Raw genomic sequence first — 16,804 nt, 5'->3', positions numbered from 1 at the left:
CGTGCTCAGCCCCGGAAGGCCTCGTAGGCGGGGGCGAGCACGACGGCGAGATCGCGGCCGTGCACGGTGATGCCGGAGCGGCCGAGGCGGCGCAGCGAGGACTCGTCCGGACCGTCCTCCTCCGCGGCCGCCGGCGCGCGGCGCAGGGTGAAGTCGCCGCACCAGTAGGCGGCGACGTTGACCACGGGCGGTTTCGGTTCCTCGCTCACGCGTCCTCCTCGGCCACGGCGTCCTCCCGGGTGAGGGCGACCAGTTCGCGCAGCGCCTCGACCGGCAGGTCGGTGAGCCAGCGCTCCCCCTCCCCCACCACCGCCTCGGCCAACGAGCGCTTGGCTGCGAGGAGTTCGTCGATCCGCTCCTCGACGGTGCCGACGCAGACCAGCCGGCGGACCTGGACGTCCCGGCGCTGGCCGATCCGGAACGCCCGGTCGGTGGCCTGCTCCTCGACCGCCGGGTTCCACCAACGGTCCAGGTGGATCACCTGGTTGGCGGCGGTCAGGTTGAGGCCGGTGCCGCCGGCCCGCAGCGAGAGCAGGAACACCCCCGGCCCGTCCGGGGATTGGAAGCGTTCGACCAGCTCCTCACGGCGCGCCCGGGGCAGGCCGCCGTGCAGGTAGAGCACCTCCTCGCCGAGCCGGCGCTCCAGGTACGGGCGGAGCATCGCACCGAACTCCGCGTACTGGGTGAAGACCAGCGTCCGGTCGCCCTCGGCCAGCGCCTCCTCCAGCAGTTCGGCCAGCCGGGCGACCTTGCCCGAGCGCCCGCCCACCGCCGAACCATCGTGCAGCAGTTGGGCCGGGTGGTTGCAGACCTGCTTGAGCTTGCCGATCGCGGCCAGCACCGTGCCGCGCCGCTCCACGCCCCGAATGCCCTCGACCCGCCGCAGCAGGTCGGCGACCACGGCCTGGTAGAGGCCCGCCTGCTCGGCGGTGAGGTTGCACCAGACGGTCATCTCCTGCTTGGCGGGCAGCTCGGCCGCCACCGCCGGGTCGGACTTGACCCGGCGGAGCACGAACGGTGCGGTGCGGCGAAGGAGTTCGGCGGTGCGTTCGGGACTGCGGTGCAGTTCGACCGGGATCGCGTAGCGCTCCTTGAAGCGCTCGGCCGGGCCGAGCAGGCCCGGGTTGGCGAAGTCCAGGACGGCGTGCAGTTCGGCGAGCCGGTTCTCCACCGGAGTGCCGGTGAGCGCGATCCGGTGCCGGGTGACGGGAAGCGCGCGGATCGCCCGGGACTGCGCGGTGCCGCTGTTCTTGATGTGCTGGGCCTCGTCGGCGACCACCCGGCGCCAGCGGATCGCGCGCAGGGCGGCGAGGTCGCGCTGGACCAGTCCGTAGGTGGTGATGACCAGGTCCACGCCCCTGACGGCCGCGGCGAGTTGCTCCGCGCCGAGGCGGCCGGCGCCGTGGTGGACGTACCGTCGCAGACCGGGGGCGAAGCGCTCGGCCTCGCGCTGCCAGTTGCCGACCAGGGACATCGGGCAGACCAGCAGGGTGGGGCCGGCGGTGTCCTCCGCCCCCTTCGCCGCCCCCTTCGCCGTCCCCTTCGCCGCCTCCGGCTCGTCCGCCCTCTTCAGCCCGTCCGCCGCCTTTGCCGCCTCCGCCGCCTCCGCCTGCTCGGAGGCGAGCAGGGCGAGGGTCTGGACGGTCTTGCCGAGACCCATGTCGTCCGCCAGCACGGCGCCGAGGCCGAGTCCGGACATGGTCCGCAGCCACGCCAGCCCGCGTTCCTGGTACGGGCGCAGCTCGGCCCGGAAGTCCGCCGGCAGCTCCGGGGCCGGGGCGGCGGCGGCCTGCCCGGCGAGCAGCTCGCCGAGCGGGCCGTCGGCGCGCACCGAGGTGACCGGCAGCCCGGCGACCGTCGCCTCCGGGTCGAGGGCGAGCCGCAGCAGCTCTCCGGCGGCGAGCACCCCGTCGCGCCGGTCGGCGAGGAAGGCGAGCGCGGCGGCGATCTGGGCCGGGTCGGCCTCCAGCCAGGTGCCGCGCACCCGGACCAGCTCCTGCTTGGCCGCGGCGAGTTCGGCCAGCTCCCGCTCGGTGAGCGGCTCCCCCTCCGGGCCGAGCGCGACCTGCCAGCGGAAGGCGACCACGGCGTCCCGGTCCACCTGGGCGGTGGCCGCGAGCGAGCCGGGTGCGGGCGGGGTGGTGGCGCGCAGGGCGAGCCCGAGCCGGGGGCGGCGGCGCCACCAGGCGGGCAGCAGCACCCCGAAGCCGCCCTCGGCGAGGGCGGGCGCGGCGGTGCGCAGGAAGTCGAGCGCGCCGGCCCGGCCGAGCGGCAGGGCGGACGGGCGGGAGCGGTGGCGCAGCCCGTCCAGGGCGGGCCAGCGGTGGGCGGCGCGGGCGAGTTCGGCGACCAGCACGTCGACCGGGTCGGCGCCCTTGCGGGCGAGCGCGGCGTGGGCGGCGCCGCCCTCGTGCAGGTCGGCGGCGCGGACCAGCAGGGAGGGCTCCTCCACGGCCTGGAGCAGGAACTCCAGCTGCCACGCGTCGTCGGAGGGCCGGCCCTCCGGGTCGTCCTGGTCGGGGCCGAGCGGCTCGACCAGGCGGAAGCAGAGCCGCAGCGCCGGATCGACGGGCTCGGCGGCGGCGTACCAGGCGCCGAGCCCGCGGCGCAGTTCGGCGAGTTCCTCGGGCGGGGAGCCGTCGAACCCGCCGTCGGGGGTGGTGAGGGCGTGCAGCCAGCGCTCGGCGACGGCCGCACCCGGTCCGGCGCCGCCGTCGACCGGGAAGGGGGGCGGGGCGTCCGCCAGTGCGGCGCGGGCCTCGGCGTCCACCAGTGCGCCCAGGGCCGCGCCCAGCAGCGCGTCCCCGTCGTCGGCGCCGTGCGGCCACTCCCCCAGCAGGACGGGCGGGCAGCCCGCGGCCAGGGCGGCGGCCTCGCGGCGCCCGGCCGGGGTGAGGTCGGGCCGCCACCGGGCCTGCGGGCGGCCGTCGGCGGCGGTCACGGGCAGCGGCTGGACCCGGCCGCGGCCGACCGTCCGCCAGGCGAGGTCGTGCACTCCGGTGAGCCAGCGCAGCGAGGGGCCGTGGACCACCTCGACCCGTCCGGCGCCGGGCAGATCGCTGCTGGTGACGGCCCAGACCGGGTCGAAGACCTCACCGAGCAGCTGGGCGGCGGCCCCGGCCCCGAAGAGCAGGGCCGGCACCCGCCAGGGCGTGAGCACGGCGCCGCCGCGCGGCGGGGCGACCGGAAGGTCGGGCGAGGGCGCGGGGACGGTGCCGACGGTCGGCAGCAGCAGGGTGGCCCAGCGCTCGGGGGCCTGTCCGGCGAGCCAGCCGAGGCCCGGACCGATGCCGCCGAGCACGGCGGCCAGCTCGCCGGCCGGGCAGGCGTAGGGGTGGGCGCGCGGGGCGGGCCGGTCGGGCTGCGGTTCGGCGGCGCCGGGGTGGGCGCGGGCGTCCTCGGCCCAGAGCACCAGGTGCCCGTCCGCCCGCCAGAGCGCGTGCAGGACGAACATCGGGGGCCTTCCGGGCGGGGTGGGACCGTCCTTCGCAGCCTATCCGGGAGGTCCGACAGGGCGGGTCCGCTGAGCCGTTCGGAGGAACCCGGAACGCCATGGTTGAAAGTTGAACGAAGTTGCCCTACGCTGGAGCCAACAAGTTGAAGCCTAAACAACTGGCTTCGAACCAAGGAGGAAGCCATGGGCCTGTTCAACCGCACCAAGACCGTCACCGCCCCCGCCGCGACCACCGTCCCGACCCCGGCCGGCCCGGACCTCGCCCACCTGACCGGCGACTGGACCGTCGACAACACCCACAGCGAGATCGGCTTCTCGGTCCGCCACGCGATGGTCACCAACGTCAAGGGCCGCTTCACCGAGTACGACGGCAAGCTGCACCTGGACGGGACCCACCCGGGCAACTCCTCGGCCGAGCTGGTGATCAAGGTCGCGAGCGTCGACACCAACCAGGCCCAGCGCGACGAGCACCTGCGCACCGGCGACTTCTTCGCCGTCGACGCCCACCCGGAGATCAGCTTCCGCAGCACCTCCGCCCAGCTGATCGGCGGCGACTCGTACCGGATGACCGGCGACCTCACCATCAAGGGCACCACCCGCCCGGTCGTGCTGGACCTGGAGTACACCGGCAGCGCCACCGACGCGTACGGCGCCGACCGGGTCGGTTTCGAGGGCAAGGCCGTCGTCGACCGCACCGAGTTCGGCCTGACCTACAACGCCGCGCTGGAGACGGGCGGCGTGCTGATCGGCGAGAAGGTCAAGCTCAGCTTCGACATCTCCGCCGTCAAGGCGGCCTGAGCCGGCCGTCCCCCCGAGCACCGCCCCTGCCCTTCCCCCCGGGGCAGGGGCGGTCTTCACATGACGGCCGCCCGCGTCCGCCCCTACCGCAGCAGCGCCGCGTCCGCCTCGGGAAGCCAGCTGCCCGGCGGACGGCGCAGCCAGCCCTCGGCCGCGCCGAGCGCACCGGCCGCGGCGGCCAGCGCCCGCAGCCCCGGGTGACGCTCCCCCGGCCGGTGCACCAGGCTGACCAGGCTCAGCGGCACCGGTTCCACCAGCGGCACGTTCACCGTCCCCGGGATCCGCGGGCCGCCGACCGTGGTCAGCATCGGATCGCCGTGCCGGGCGAGGTAGCGGGCCGTCTCGTCCACGCCCACCGGCGGCACGTACGGCGCTGCCGCCGTCAGACCGTGCTCCCGCAGCAGCCGGGTGCCGAGGTCGGCCCACTCGGTGGTCGCCGGGTTGCCCGCGCAGACGTCGACGGGGTGCCCCGCCAGCTCGGCCGGGCGCAGCACGGAGCGGTCGGCCAGCGGATGGGTGTCCGCCATCATCACCGAGATCCGTTCCAACCGCACCGGCAGCTGGACGAGTCGACCGCGCACCGGGGCGGGCAGCCCGGCGAAGCGGCCGAAGGAGGCGTCCAGCCGGTGGGCCAGCAGTTCGGCGGCCGCCGCGGCCAGTCCGCCGTGGAAGCGGGCCAGCAGTTCGCCCTCCGGCCAGGCGGCCCGGGCCCGTTCGAGCACCCGGTCGGCGGTGAGGTCCGGGCCGGTGACGTCACTGTTGAGGTCGAGCAGCAGCGGCCGGGCGGCGGCCCCGGATCCGGCCGCGGCCTCGGCGAGGATCTCGTCGTGCAGGGCGAGGAACCCGCGCGCCCGGGGCAGCAACCGCCGCCCGGCCGGAGTGAGTTCGACACTGCGGGTGGTGCGGGTGAACAGTGCTTCGCCGAGCTGCCCCTCCAGGGTCCGGACGTCCCGGCTGAGTGCCTGCTGGGCGGTGTGCAGCCGCTCCGCGGCCCGGCCGAAGTGCAGGGTCTCGGCGGTCGCGACGAAGCCGCGGAGCAGGCGGGGGTGCAGGTCACGGGGCATGGGCGGCAGATTAACAACAGCGTGTTGTGAGTGCGGCGAAACAGGTGTTGGACGGCCGCCCGCCACCGGCACCAGGCTGTGAGCACCCCCCTTCCCCCTGCTCACAGGAGCCCGATGCCCCCGCGCGCCGTCCTCACCTCCTACCGGCGGCTGTTCGCGGCCCCCGGCGCCGTCGCCTTCACCCTGACCGGGCTGCTCGGCCGGCTGGCGCTGTCGATGAACGGCGTCGCCCTGGTGGTGCTGCTCTCCGAGCGGCGCGGCTCGTACGGGCTGGCCGGGGCCGTCTCGGCGGCCGGACTGGTCGCCGGCGCGGTCGGGATGCCGCTGATCGGACGGCTGGTGGACCGGTACGGGCAGGCGCGGGTGACGGTACCGGCCGCGCTGTACAACGCCGTTCCGCTGACCGGGCTGCTGCTCTGCGTCCGGCTCGGCGCACCCGACTGGACGCTCCTCCTCTGCTCCGCGGCCGGCTCGGCGGCACCCAACCTCGGCGGCATGGCCCGCTCCCGCTGGGCGCACCTGTACCGGGACGACCCGGCCGCCCGGCACCTGGCCAACTCCTTCGAACAGGCCCTGGACGAACTCTGCTTCATGGCCGGCCCGGTGCTCGCCATGCTGCTCTGCACCACGCTCGCCCCGGAGGCCGGACTGATCACCGCCGGGACCCTCGGCGCCACCGGCGCCCTGCTGTTCGCCGCCCAGCGGCGCACCGAACCCCCGCTGCCCCCCGCCCCGGCGCAGGGGCGGGAACCGGCCGGACCGCGGCACGGCTCCCCGCTGCGGGTGCCCGGGCTGCGGGTGCTGGTGCTGACCTTCCTGGCGACCGGCACGGTCTTCGGCGCCACCGAGATCACCACCGTGGCGTACGCCGACGCGCTCGGCCACAAGGCCTCCGCCGGGCTGCTGCTGGCCCTGTTCGCGGCCGGTTCCTGCGTCGCGGGGCTGCTGTTCGGGCTGCTGACCCCGCGCCGGGCACCGGGCACGCGGTTCCTGCTCGGCGCCACCGCGATGGCCTCGGTCCTGCTGCTGCCGCTCGCCGCCGGACTGGGCGGGGCCGGACTCGGGCTGCTCGGGACGGCCCTGTTCGCGGCCGGTACCGCCACCGCGCCGACCATGGTGACCGGGATGACGCTGGTCCAGGAGCTGCTGCCGCAGCGGCAGTTCAACGAGGGCATGGCGATGGCAGTGTCCGGCATCGTGGTCGGCATCTCGGCCGGGGCGGCGCTCGCCGGGGCGGTCGCGGAGCGGGCCGCTCCGGGCACCGGCTACCTCCTGCCCGCCGCGGCCGCCGGGCTCGCGCTGCTGATCGCGCTGGCGGGGCGCCGGCACCTGACGGCGCGCGGGGCGGCGGCGGCCGCACCGCCCGAGAGGGTGCCGGGTGGAGTGCCGGGCGGGGCGTCGAGTGGGGCCCCGGAAAATGCCGCGCAGATTGTCAGTCCCACCCTCTAACGTCGAGGCATGGGGGAAATCACGTACGTCCGAGGCGATGCCACCACGCCCCAGGGCAAGGGCGTGAAGGTGGTCGCGCACGTCTGCAACGACCTCGGCGGCTGGGGCAAGGGCTTCGTGCTCGCGCTCTCCAGACGCTGGCCCGAACCCGAGGCCGCGTACCGGCGCTGGCATCGAGAGCGGGCGAAGAACGACTTCGGCCTGGGCGCCGTCCAACTGGTGGCGGTCGATCCGCACGTCTGGGTGGCCAACCTGGTCGGCCAGCGCGGCATCCGCACGGGGCGCTCGACCGGGGTGCCGGTGCGGTACGAGGCGATCGACACCGGACTGGCCGCGCTCGGTGAGCACGCGCTCCGGCTCGGTGCCTCCGTCCACATGCCGCGGATCGGCTGCGGCCTGGCGGGCGGGCGATGGGACCGGGTCGAACCGCTGGTCACCGCCCGGCTGACGGCCCGGGGCGTACCGGTGACCGTCTACGACGTCGACTGACGGCCTGCTCCAGCAGGTCCTGCCCTTCCACCGATCCGCCTTCGCGCCTCTCCACCGTCCCGTCGACCGGTTCCTACCGGTCAGCCGGCTCCGCCCGGTCGGACCCGACCGCCACGCGCGCGGCCGGCCAGGCGTACACGTACTCGGGCAGCAGGAACCCTCCGGGGAACTCGCCCTCCTGTGCCCGGACCCGCTCGGCGCCCTCGCGCTCGTAGAAGGCGATCGCGCGGGTGTTGTCCCGCAGCACCTCCAGGGAGAGTCCGGCCCCGGGGTGCCGCTCGGCGACGTGGGTGCGGCCCGCGGTCAGCAGCTCGCGCCCGATGCCGCCGCCGTTCAGGCCGGGGCGGACGTGCAGGTTGTCGATCAGCACTCCGCCGTCCGGCTGCGGGACGAGGTAGATGAATCCGACCATCGCGCCCGCTCGTTCGGCGATCAGCAGTTCGGGCGTGTTCTCCGGCCCGCCGTAGTCGGCGCAGTCGGTGTCCAGGCGCAGGGTCCACAGCTCGCGTCGCTGGGCGACCATCCCGTCACCCAGTCCCGCGTCGGGGACGATTCCCCGGTAGGTCGTGCGCCAGCTGTGGGCGTGCAACTCGGCGACGGGCTCGGCGTCCTGCACTCCGCCGCGCCGAATGACGGTCCGTCCTGAACTGATCATGTGACCAGCCTCCCACAGAGATGGAGTTGAACATGTTCAACCGATACGTCTACAGTACCGCTCAGCTTTTGAACGCGTTCGAAATAAGGGGGGTCGCCGTGGCACCGGATGCGGAGGGGGCATCCGGTGCCACGAACACCGACACCGGATGGAACGTCGTCTCCGGCTAGGCTCGTGCTCGTGGACGACCTGGCAGCGACGAACCGAACGGACGGCGAGAACGGCACGGCCGGGGCTCCGGCCGCGCCCGACCCGGGGAGCGGGACCGGGCCGGAGGGCGGAGCACTGCCCGGCGGCCGGGCCCGGCCCAAGACCGACAAGAGTGAGGCGACCCGTGCCCTGATCCTGGAGACCGCCATGCGGCTGTTCCAGGAACGGGGCTACGAGAAGACCACCATGCGCGCCATCGCCACCGAGGCCGGCGTCTCGGTGGGCAACGCGTACTACTACTTCTCGGCGAAGGAATTCCTGATCCAGGGGTTCTACGACCGGATGACCTACGAGCACGCGGCCGACGCCAAGCGCCGGATGTCCCACACCCGGGACTTCTCCGAGCGGCTGGAGATCGCACTGACCTCCTGGCTCGACACGGCCGCGCCGTACCACGAGTTCGCCGCGCAGTTCTTCAGGACGGCAGCCGACCCGACCAGCTCGCTGAGCCCGTTCTCCAACGATTCCCACCCGGCCCGGGCCACGGCGGTCGAGCTGTTCCGCGACGTCCTCCAGGGCTCGGAGCTGGCGCCCAAACTGGACGCCGAACTGGTCGAGCTCCTGCCCGACGTGCTCTGGCTGTACCTGATGATCGTGGTCCTCTACTGGGTCTTCGACCGGACCGAGGACACCGAGCGCACACGGGAGTTCGTCCGCCGGTCCACCCCCATGGCGGCCCGGGTGATCAACCTCTCGCGCTACCGGGTGTTCCGGCCGATCGTCCGCGACGCCAAGGGCCTGATCCAGGACTTCATCCTGCCCACCATCGGTAAGACGGCGGTCAAGTAGCGCCCGCGGCAATACCGGAGGCCGGCCCGCGAACGGGCCGGCCTCCGGTGTCGGAACGGGCTCAGAACTCGGTCGGCGTCCAGGCCCGCACCGGGGTGCGCAGCAGCAGGTCCACGGCGGCCGCCGCCCCCGGGCGCAGCTCGCCGACCAGGGCGGCCGCGGCCAGCCTCGACGCCGTCTCCGCGCCCAGGTAGAGCGAGCCCAACTCCGAGGCGCCGAGCGCGAGGTCGGCGTCGTCCGTGGTCCGGGTGCAGCGGCCGGTGCCGTCCTCGGCCGCCTCCAGCGCCCAACGGCCGGAGGCGTAGCCCAGCTTGTCGTCGACCTCCAGCACCACCCGGCCGGGGGCGCCGTAGCTGCGGGCGCGGAACGCGGCCTCGACGTCCAGCACTCGCACCCAGACGAGGTCTCCGTTGTCCTCGTGCGGGGTGGCCGCGCGCGGGTCCTGGAGCAGCAGCGGCAGCGGGTCGTCCGGGCCGAGGTTGCGCACCTCGACCCGGGCCACCCAGTCCACCGACAGCACCAGGCGCCAGAGTTCGACGGCGGTGGGCAGGTCGAGAGCGATGAACTCGTCCACGGAGAGCGTGCCGTCGGGGTAGGCGCCGTCCCACTTGGGGTCGATCCGGTAGAGCACCAGGCCGGTGACCGTGCCGGCGGCATCCCGGTGGACGGCGGCGAACGGCTCCTTGAAGTCGTCGCCGGGCGTGCGGACTTCGCCGCTGGTGCGCTCCCACCAGAGCGCGTCGCGCTCGATCGCGCCCGGCTGGGTGCGCCGCCAGCGCTCGTACAGGTCCGCGCCCAGCTCGCGCAGCTCCGCCATGGTCACGAAGTCGATCCGGCCGCCGGGGACGCCCGGCAGGCCCTCGCGCAGACCGCGGGTGCGGCGCAGGTCGATCCTCCAGCCGCTGCCGTGGGTGGCCGGACCGAAGCCGAACCGGCCGTAGATGTTGTACTCGGCGGCCATCAGGACGGCGACCGCGCAGCCGCGCTCGGCCGCGGCCGCGAGGTCCCGGCGCATCATCGCGCTGAGCAGGCCGCGCCGGCGGTGGGTGGAGCTCACCGTGACGTTGGTGACGGCGTCGGCCGGGACGACGGACCCGCCGGGGACGGTCAGTTCGGTGTCGAAGCTGCGGTAGGTGGCGATCTGGCGCTCGCCGTCGAAGCCGGCCAGCATCCGGCCCGGCTCCCACTGCCGGCGGCGCAGGTCCTCCGCGACGGGCACGTGGGGGCGCAGGAAGCCGAAGTTGAGCGCCCGGTTCCACTCCGCCACCTCGTCCACCGAGACGGCCCGGACCTGGAGCCCGCTCACGCTGTCGACGTCCGTGTGATCGATGCTGTTGCCCATGGGGCCACCGTACGGCGGCCCTCCGGGGGGTGGCATCCGAATTATTCCGTGCCCGACCCGTGGTGCTCGCCGGGCACCACCACCCAGTGGTTGGTGCGCAGGACGCGGTCCGCGAAGTCCAGGTCCCGCTCGCCGACCAGCCGGAAGCCGAGCGCCCGGCAGATCCCGTTGGACGCTCCGTTGGTCGTCCCCGGGTTGGCGTGCACCTCGCCCCAGCGGCCGTCCTCGGCGGCGGCGTCCAGCACGCTGCGGACCGCCGCCTTGGCGAGGCCGCGCCCCTGGTGCTCGGGCAGCACCATCCAGCCGATCTCGGAGACGCTCTCGCCGTCCTCCTGGTCCGACCAGAGCGTGACGATGCCCGCCGCCTCTCCGTCCTGCGCGCCGTCCGGCACGATCATCCTGATCCAGGAGCTGTCCCCGGCCACCAGGGCCAGGTCCGCGCGCAGCCGCTCCTCCACCCGCGCCCGGGGCAGCGGGCCGCCGAGTTCGGCCATCATCACCGGGTCGCAGCGCATCCGGACGTACGCCCCGACGTCCCCCGCCCGAACATCCCGCAGTCGCACGACGCCTCCTCAGTGCCGGTCCTCGCGGTCACGCTAGCGCGCCCCACCGACAGTGGCGCCCGGGCCGGCCCGCCTGGCATCCTCGTGCCGGTTCAGGTACAGACGATCCGCTTCGGGGGGCACCATGGAGGACGAGTACGTCCGCAGGCTGAAGGAGTACGAGAGCCGGGCGCTGACGGCGAAGCTGGTCGGCGGGCTGACCGTGGCCGGCTGGCTCTGGGCGCTCTGGCTGGTCCTCGCGCCGGGCAACGGGCTGTGCGGCTCACCGGCTTTCTACCAGCCGACCGGCTTCCACCTGGCCGAGGCCTGCGACTCCGAGATGATCGGCCGGGTCGGCGGCGCGTTCGCCGTCTTCCTCGTGTCGCTCCCGGTCGCCGCGCTCTGGGGCTGGACAGTGGTGCGGCTGCGCGACAGCCGCCGGGCGGTGGCCGCCGTGGCCGGCCGGTAGCCGGGTGGGACGGCGGCCGGCTCGGCCTCCCGGACGCCCTCGGTGCCGAGTGCCTCGCGCCGACCCGGCCCCGCGGGACGCCCCGGTCGCGCCCGCCCCGGTCCTCGCGGCCGCCGCGCAGGGGGCGGGGCCGGTCGCACCCGTGAGGTGCTGACCGGCACCCGCCGGCCCGGGCGTCAGGGGCGGGCGTAGAAGTCCGGGGTCCCCATGATCCAGAGGCTGGCCTGCTTGACCGGCATGCCGACCCGCGGGGCCTCGATCATCTGGTCGTCGCCGATGTAGAGCCCGACGTGGTGGATGTCGGCGGCGCGCCCGGTGTCGGTCCAGAAGACCAGGTCGCCGGGGCGCAGCTGGCGGTAGCCGATCGGGGTGCTCTGGGCGTACTGGTCGGCGGCGAAGTGGTTGAGCTGCCGGCCGCCCTCGCGCCAGGCCATCATCGTCAGCCCGGAGCAGTCGTAGCCGCCCGGGCCCTCGCCGCCCCAGACGTAGGGCAGGCCGATCTTGGACTTGGCGAAGGCGATGGCGGCGGCCGCGCCCTCGGCGGACCACGGGCGGGCGAGGGGCGGTGCGGGGTGGGCCCTGGTGGCAGCGGCGGCCGCTGCCGCCGCCGCGGCCTCGGCCTCCCGGGCGGCCTGCTCGGCGGCGGCGCGGGCGGCGGCCTCGGCCTCGCGGGCGGCGATCTCCTCCAGGGCCTCGCGGCGCCGGCGCTCCAGCTCGACGGTGGTGTTCCGGGCGGCGGCCAGCTCGGCCAGCAGTTGCTCGCGGCGCCGCCCGGCGGCGGCCACCTCGTCCTGCTGGGCGGCCAGCCGCCGCTCCGCCCCGACCTTGGCCGCGCCGACCTCGGCGGCGGCCTTCCCGGCGGCCTCGGTGGCGGCCCGGGCGGCGGCGGAGGCACCGCGGGCGGCGGCCGCGGTGGAGGTGGCGGCGTCCAGGATCTGCCGGGTGCGCTCGCTGACCTGGCCGACCGCGGCGGCGCGGTCGCCCGCGTCGCGCGCGCCGTGGGCGCCGAGCAGGGCGTTGAGGGCGGACAGTTCGGCCCCCGCGCCCTGCCGGTACGTCTCGGCCGCGAGCCGGGCCGCGTCCTCGGCGGCGGCGGCCCGCTCGGTCTCGGCGGCGGCGGCGCGCCGCGCGGCGGCGACCTCCTCGGCGCGGGCCCGGGTGAGGGCGAGCCGGGCGCCGTTGTAGGCCTCGACGGCCTGTTCGGCGGTGCGCCCGGCCCGGTCCAGCTCGGTGCGGGCGGCGGTGAGCGCGGTCTCCAGAGCGGCGGCCGAGGAGGCCTTGCCCTCGGCCTCGGCCCGGGCCCGGTCGATCTCCTCGGTGGTCGGGTACGGGTCCTCGCCCACGGCCCGGCCGGCCGTCGGTTCGGGGTCGGCCGGGGCGGCCTGGGCGGCGGGGAGCAGCCCGAGCAGGGCGGTGAGGGACAACAGGAGGGTCGGCAGGATCCTGCGCGCCACGCGACATCCCTTCTGACGGGTCCGGAGGGGACGGCGTCGGACGGCGCGCGGCGTACGGGCGGTCGGCGGCCCGGGGGTCGGCGGGGGTCCGATGAATCATCCCATCACGTGACAGAACGGTCACATGATGCTCATGTTCTCAATTCCGGCGGCCTTCACACCCGGAAAGTGCTCCGCCGGTCGGGTGACCATCGGATGATCTGACCAAGCCTCGGCTCCGGCCGGACCGCGGGGCGGGCGGGGACACGGACCGGGACCCGCGCGCAGGAGGCGGGCTACCGGCCGATCCGACGGGTGTGGGTGCGCAGCCGGTGGTGCCGCTCCGGCCGGCTCTCCAGCCCGGTCGGCCCCACGGCGAAGACCCGGCTGCGCCCGGCCCGGACCGTACGACGGCGCTGCTGCGCCAGGCGGGAGCGGTCCGGACCGGCCTCGGCCGATCCGAGCGCCGGGTCCGCCGCGCCCCGGGCCGTCCCGGCGGCGGCCGCCGAACGACGGTCGGCCAGCCGGGCCTGACGGCGGGCCAGCGCCCGGGCGGCGTGCGCGTCGAGGTGGGCGCTGGCCCGGGCGGCCATCCGCTCGGCCACCCGGTGCGCCGCCGGGTGGTTGGCGGGCACCTTGTCGGGGGCGCCGGCGATCAGGTCGAAGAGCCAGGTGCGGGCCCGGTCCGCGCGCCGGTGCAGCAGGCGCTCGCGCCGCAGCGCACGCGCCCGGCGGCGGGGGCGCGTGGCGTACCGCCAGCGGGCCCACGGGCTGCTCGGGCGGGCCAGCCGGATCGCCCCGATCCAGGACAGGCCGGGGACCATGATCCCGAGCAGGCCGGTCCACACCTTGCCCTTGAGCAGGGTGATCACCGAGGCCAGCGAGTTCACCGAGATGATCGTGATCAGGCCCCACCTGGTCTCCTCGCCGGGCACCACGCCGAGCGGCACGTACCCGACCAGCAGCAGGGAGGTGAACAGGATGCCGAAGATCACCGCGTCCACCGATTTGCGGCCCTGTTCGCTCCAGTACACGTCGTCCAGGTGCAGGATCAGCGCGAACTCGTCCAGCACCAGACCGCAGCCGATGCCGAAGGCCAGGCCGAACACGTCGATCCACGGGTGCCCGCCGTAGGTGGCGAACACCCCGATGCCGCCGAGCAGCAGGAAGCCCAGGCCGAACACCATGTGGTGGATGTGCAGGCCGCCCGGGGTCACGTTGCCCGGCCACCAGCGCACCTGGGCGCGGATCATCCGGACGCTGAACCGGATGAAGACGAAAGAGGTGATGAATCCGACCAGCAGCAGGAACAGCGGTTGCTTGTGCGCGGCGACGATGTGCTCGCGGTAGCCGTCCAGCAGTGTCGTCATGGGTCTTACCTTCGTTCCTGGTCCTGCGTCCTGCCTGCCGTGACGTGGCCCGGTGGCCGGGGCCTGGGCCCGGGGACCGCATCGCCCCGGCACCGGCCCGACGTCCGGTCAGAACCCTCGAGTGCGCTTGGCCGCCCGGCGCGGCACGACCGGGTAGAGCGACGGGCGCTCGGCGCCGACCGGCAGTTTCAGGAACAGCCGGGCGATCTCCCCGCCCAGGTTCACCCCGACCGCCAGCGCCATCGCGATCGCCGCCGCCCGGAAGACCGACACCAGGCCGGCGCTGGAGTGCCCCTGGGCGAAGGCGAGCATCCCGAGGTAGAGCGCCGAACCGGGCATCAGCGGACCGATCGCGGCGGTCACGTACGGCAGCGCCGACCCGTTGCGGTAGCGCGCCATCAGCTGGCCGAAGAGGCCGACCAGCCCGGCCGCCACGCCGGTCGCCGCGATCGGGTTGACGCCCGCGTTGTACACCAGCGCACCGTAGCTGGCCCAGCCGATGCCGCTGTTGACGGTGACCAGGGCCAGCGTGCGGCGGTCGGTCTGCAGCAGCGTCGCGAAGGCCAGGGTCAGCAGCATCGCGGCGACCATCTGGACCGGCGGGTAGTTGACGCCCACCAGGCTCTCGTCCGGGCGCAGGTTCGCCTCGAAGCCGACGCCCAGGTAGAGGATCACCATCACCCCGATCACGATGCCCGCGACCAGGTAGATCACTTCCAGCAGGCGGGCCGCGGCGGTGATGTAGAAGCCGGTCAGGCCGTCCTGCACGGCGGCGACCAGGGCGCGCCCGGGCAGCAGGGCGAACAGGCCACCGGTGATCACGACCGAGCCGCGCAGGCCCCAGTCGTTGAGCGAGAGGATGATGCCGGAGGCGGCGGCCGGCATCGCGGCCGCCACGAACTGGTAGAACTCCGGCAGCCGGCGCCGGGCCAGCGCGGAGGCCAGCCGGTCGCCGAGGACGGCCGCGACGAAGGCGCTCGCGAACACCAGCCAGGCCTTGTCGTCCACCCGCCCGCCGACCAGGAAGGTCGCCGCGCCGGCCAGCAGGCCGGTGGTCAGGGCGAGGAACCAGGCGGGGTACGGGTGCCGGTTGCGGCGGATCAGCGCGAGCCGGCGGTAGGCGTCGTTGACCGTCACGTTCTCCGCGGTGATGTCCGCGACCAGCGCGTACACCGCGTCGAGCCGGGTGTAGTCGGAGGTCCGGCGGCGCACCACGCGGTCGGCGGTGACCGGCGGCTCGACCAGCGAGGGCTGGTACGAGATGCCGATCAGGGTGAAGGTGACCTGCGGCTCGCAGCGGTCCAGCCGGTAGGCGTGCGCGATGCCGAGCATCGCCGCCTCGACGTCCTCGGCCGCCTCGCCGCTGGCCAGCAGCAGCTCGCCGATGCGCAGCGTCAGGTCGAGGATGCGCGGGACGTTGCGGGTGACGGACGCGGAGGGGTGCATTTCGCGGGCGGTGCGCTCGAAGGCGGGCCGCTCGGACATCGGGGTGCGCAGCAGGGTGCGCATCCGGTCCGGCCAGGGCGCCTCGCCGGGGGCGCCGGCGGTGAGGTCCGGGACCGGGATGCCGGTGGGCGGGGTGTAGCCGGCCGCCCGCCACTCCTCGGGGGTGAGGGTGTCCTCGGCGACCGAACGGCGACGGGCCGGGCGCTCGGTCCCGGCCGGTCCGGTCGCGGCGCGGACCGCCGGCCCGGGTACCGGCTCGGGTACCGGCTCGGGCTCGGGCTCGGGCTCGGGGGCCAGCAGGCCCTTGGTCTCCGGAACGGGCAGCGCGAGCGGGACGACGGTGGTGGGCTCGACCGGCGGGGCGGGGTAGCCGAGCAGGCCCTCGGTGGGCGGGGCGTCGGCGGGGTGCACCGGCTTCGGGGGTGCCTGCCGCGCCTGCCGGACCGCCCTGCCTCCCCTGGCCCGCTTGCCCGTACCCGGTCGGCCCCGCTTAGGCACTTCCGCTCCTTGCCACCCCTGGCGGCCTCCGGCCACCGCTCGATCTCGGGTTACACCTTGCCTGATCGAACAGCCGGACGCACATGTACGCGGCGTCCCGTGGCAGGAGCGGCGGACGCCTACCCGGCGCGGTGGCGGGTGGCGGACGCCGCGCCGGAGCGGCGCGCCCGCAGCAGCTCGATCGCCACCGGGATCACCGAGACCAGCACGATGCCGACCAGGATGGCCTCGATGTTGTCCCGGACGAACGGGATCTGCCCCAGGAAGTAGCCGAGCACGGTGACGCCGCCGCCCCACAGCACGCCACCGACCAGGTTGAACACCACGAAGCCGCGGTAGTTCATCCTGCTCACCCCGGCGACGATCGGGGTGAAGGTGCGCACGATCGGCACGAAGCGGGCCAGCACGATCGCCTTGGGGCCGTGCCGGTCGAAGAAGGCGGCGGCCTTCTCGACGTTCTCCTGCTTGAAGATCCGGGAGTCGGGACGGCGGAAGAGGCTCGGGCCGACCTTGCGGCCGAAGAGGTAGCCGACCTGGTCCCCGGCCACCGCGGCGACCACGATCAGCGCGCAGACCAGCCAGAGCGGCTGGTGCAGGTAGGTACCGCCGGCCACCAGCAGGCCGGTGGTGAACAGCAGCGAGTCACCCGGCAGGAAGAAGCCGATCAGCAGACCGGACTCGGCGAAGACGATGGCCAGGATGCCGATCAGGCCGAAGGTGGAGATCAGGGTGGTCGGATCGAGCCAGGACGGGCCGAGGGCGAGGCTGGTCACGGTGCGGGCACTCCGGGAGGTCG

General features: G+C 74.9%; 15 protein-coding genes. 5 read left to right on the top strand and 10 right to left on the bottom strand.

The genetic code is table 11. The annotated features are described in order from the left end of the window. Positions 1-5: 5 nt before the first annotated feature. Entirely contained in the window at positions 6-209 is a 204-nt protein-coding gene (locus ACFVUY_RS02860; protein WP_387689088.1) for a hypothetical protein, read from the bottom strand. Then, positions 206-3,454 carry an SNF2-related protein gene (locus tag ACFVUY_RS02855; RefSeq protein WP_387726922.1) on the bottom strand — a complete coding sequence of 1,083 codons (3,249 nt, stop codon included), beginning with the start codon at positions 3,452-3,454 and terminating at the stop codon, positions 206-208. Before ACFVUY_RS02855 ends, ACFVUY_RS02860 begins: the two co-directional genes overlap by 4 nt. 183 nt (positions 3,455-3,637) lie before the next feature. Here ACFVUY_RS02855 and ACFVUY_RS02850 point away from each other — a divergent pair, with 183 nt between their 5' ends. Continuing rightward, the gene (locus ACFVUY_RS02850) at positions 3,638-4,252 is read left to right on the top strand and encodes a YceI family protein (RefSeq protein WP_387726920.1); all 615 of its coding nucleotides are present in this window, start codon (positions 3,638-3,640) and stop codon (positions 4,250-4,252) included. An 83-nt stretch (positions 4,253-4,335) separates the two neighbouring features. Here ACFVUY_RS02850 and ACFVUY_RS02845 read toward each other — a convergent pair whose 3' ends face one another. Further along, positions 4,336-5,316 (bottom strand): LysR family transcriptional regulator, encoded by a 981-nt coding sequence (locus ACFVUY_RS02845; protein ID WP_359910417.1) that lies wholly within the window; start codon positions 5,314-5,316, stop codon positions 4,336-4,338. Between the two features lie 114 nt (positions 5,317-5,430). Here ACFVUY_RS02845 and ACFVUY_RS02840 point away from each other — a divergent pair, with 114 nt between their 5' ends. Together ACFVUY_RS02840 and ACFVUY_RS02835 are read left to right on the top strand one after the other, a co-directional pair. Then, positions 5,431-6,765: an MFS transporter gene (locus tag ACFVUY_RS02840; RefSeq protein WP_387726917.1), complete on the top strand. Its 1,335-nt coding sequence runs from the start codon at positions 5,431-5,433 to the stop codon at positions 6,763-6,765. 9 nt (positions 6,766-6,774) lie between these two features. Next, positions 6,775-7,254: a macro domain-containing protein gene (locus ACFVUY_RS02835; protein WP_387689074.1), complete on the top strand. Its 480-nt coding sequence runs from the start codon at positions 6,775-6,777 to the stop codon at positions 7,252-7,254. A gap of 73 nt (positions 7,255-7,327) precedes the next feature. On the opposite strand, the gene ACFVUY_RS02830 is transcribed toward ACFVUY_RS02835, so the two are convergent. After that, a complete protein-coding gene (locus tag ACFVUY_RS02830; RefSeq protein WP_387689071.1) occupies positions 7,328-7,909 on the bottom strand; it encodes a GNAT family N-acetyltransferase in 582 nt (193 codons plus the stop codon). Positions 7,910-8,089: 180 nt separating this feature from the next. On the opposite strand from ACFVUY_RS02830, the gene ACFVUY_RS02825 reads away from it, so the two are divergent. After that, a complete protein-coding gene (locus ACFVUY_RS02825) occupies positions 8,090-8,908 on the top strand; it encodes a TetR family transcriptional regulator (RefSeq protein WP_380355401.1) in 819 nt (272 codons plus the stop codon). 61 nt (positions 8,909-8,969) lie between these two features. Here ACFVUY_RS02825 and ACFVUY_RS02820 read toward each other — a convergent pair whose 3' ends face one another. Together ACFVUY_RS02820 and ACFVUY_RS02815 are read right to left on the bottom strand one after the other, a co-directional pair. Then, positions 8,970-10,250 carry a GNAT family N-acetyltransferase gene (locus ACFVUY_RS02820; protein ID WP_387689067.1) on the bottom strand — a complete coding sequence of 427 codons (1,281 nt, stop codon included), beginning with the start codon at positions 10,248-10,250 and terminating at the stop codon, positions 8,970-8,972. 41 nt (positions 10,251-10,291) lie between these two features. Then, a complete protein-coding gene (locus tag ACFVUY_RS02815) occupies positions 10,292-10,813 on the bottom strand; it encodes a GNAT family N-acetyltransferase (protein WP_387689064.1) in 522 nt (173 codons plus the stop codon). Between the two features lie 124 nt (positions 10,814-10,937). On the opposite strand from ACFVUY_RS02815, the gene ACFVUY_RS02810 reads away from it, so the two are divergent. After that, positions 10,938-11,261: a hypothetical protein gene (locus ACFVUY_RS02810; protein WP_387726915.1), complete on the top strand. Its 324-nt coding sequence runs from the start codon at positions 10,938-10,940 to the stop codon at positions 11,259-11,261. Positions 11,262-11,437: 176 nt separating this feature from the next. On the opposite strand, the gene ACFVUY_RS02805 is transcribed toward ACFVUY_RS02810, so the two are convergent. The 4 genes from ACFVUY_RS02805 to ACFVUY_RS02790 all read right to left on the bottom strand — a co-directional run bounded on the left by ACFVUY_RS02805 (position 11,438) and on the right by ACFVUY_RS02790 (position 16,781). Continuing rightward, on the bottom strand, positions 11,438-12,715 hold the full coding sequence (locus tag ACFVUY_RS02805) for a C40 family peptidase (protein ID WP_387726913.1): 1,278 nt from the start codon (positions 12,713-12,715) through the stop codon (positions 11,438-11,440). Between the two features lie 275 nt (positions 12,716-12,990). Beyond that, positions 12,991-14,064, bottom strand: coding sequence for a hypothetical protein (locus tag ACFVUY_RS02800; protein WP_387689055.1), 1,074 nt, complete (start codon positions 14,062-14,064; stop codon positions 12,991-12,993). Positions 14,065-14,172: 108 nt separating this feature from the next. Then, positions 14,173-16,008 carry a threonine/serine exporter family protein gene (locus ACFVUY_RS02795; RefSeq protein ID WP_387726911.1) on the bottom strand — a complete coding sequence of 612 codons (1,836 nt, stop codon included), beginning with the start codon at positions 16,006-16,008 and terminating at the stop codon, positions 14,173-14,175. A gap of 119 nt (positions 16,009-16,127) precedes the next feature. Continuing rightward, on the bottom strand, positions 16,128-16,781 hold the full coding sequence (locus ACFVUY_RS02790) for a DedA family protein (RefSeq protein WP_387726909.1): 654 nt from the start codon (positions 16,779-16,781) through the stop codon (positions 16,128-16,130). Positions 16,782-16,804: the final 23 nt, after the last annotated feature.

It is taken from the genome of Kitasatospora sp. NPDC058063, assembly GCF_042885395.1.
Classification (GTDB): domain Bacteria; phylum Actinomycetota; class Actinomycetes; order Streptomycetales; family Streptomycetaceae; genus Kitasatospora; species Kitasatospora lactacystinica.
This window is presented reverse-complemented; position numbering and strand designations above follow the sequence as displayed.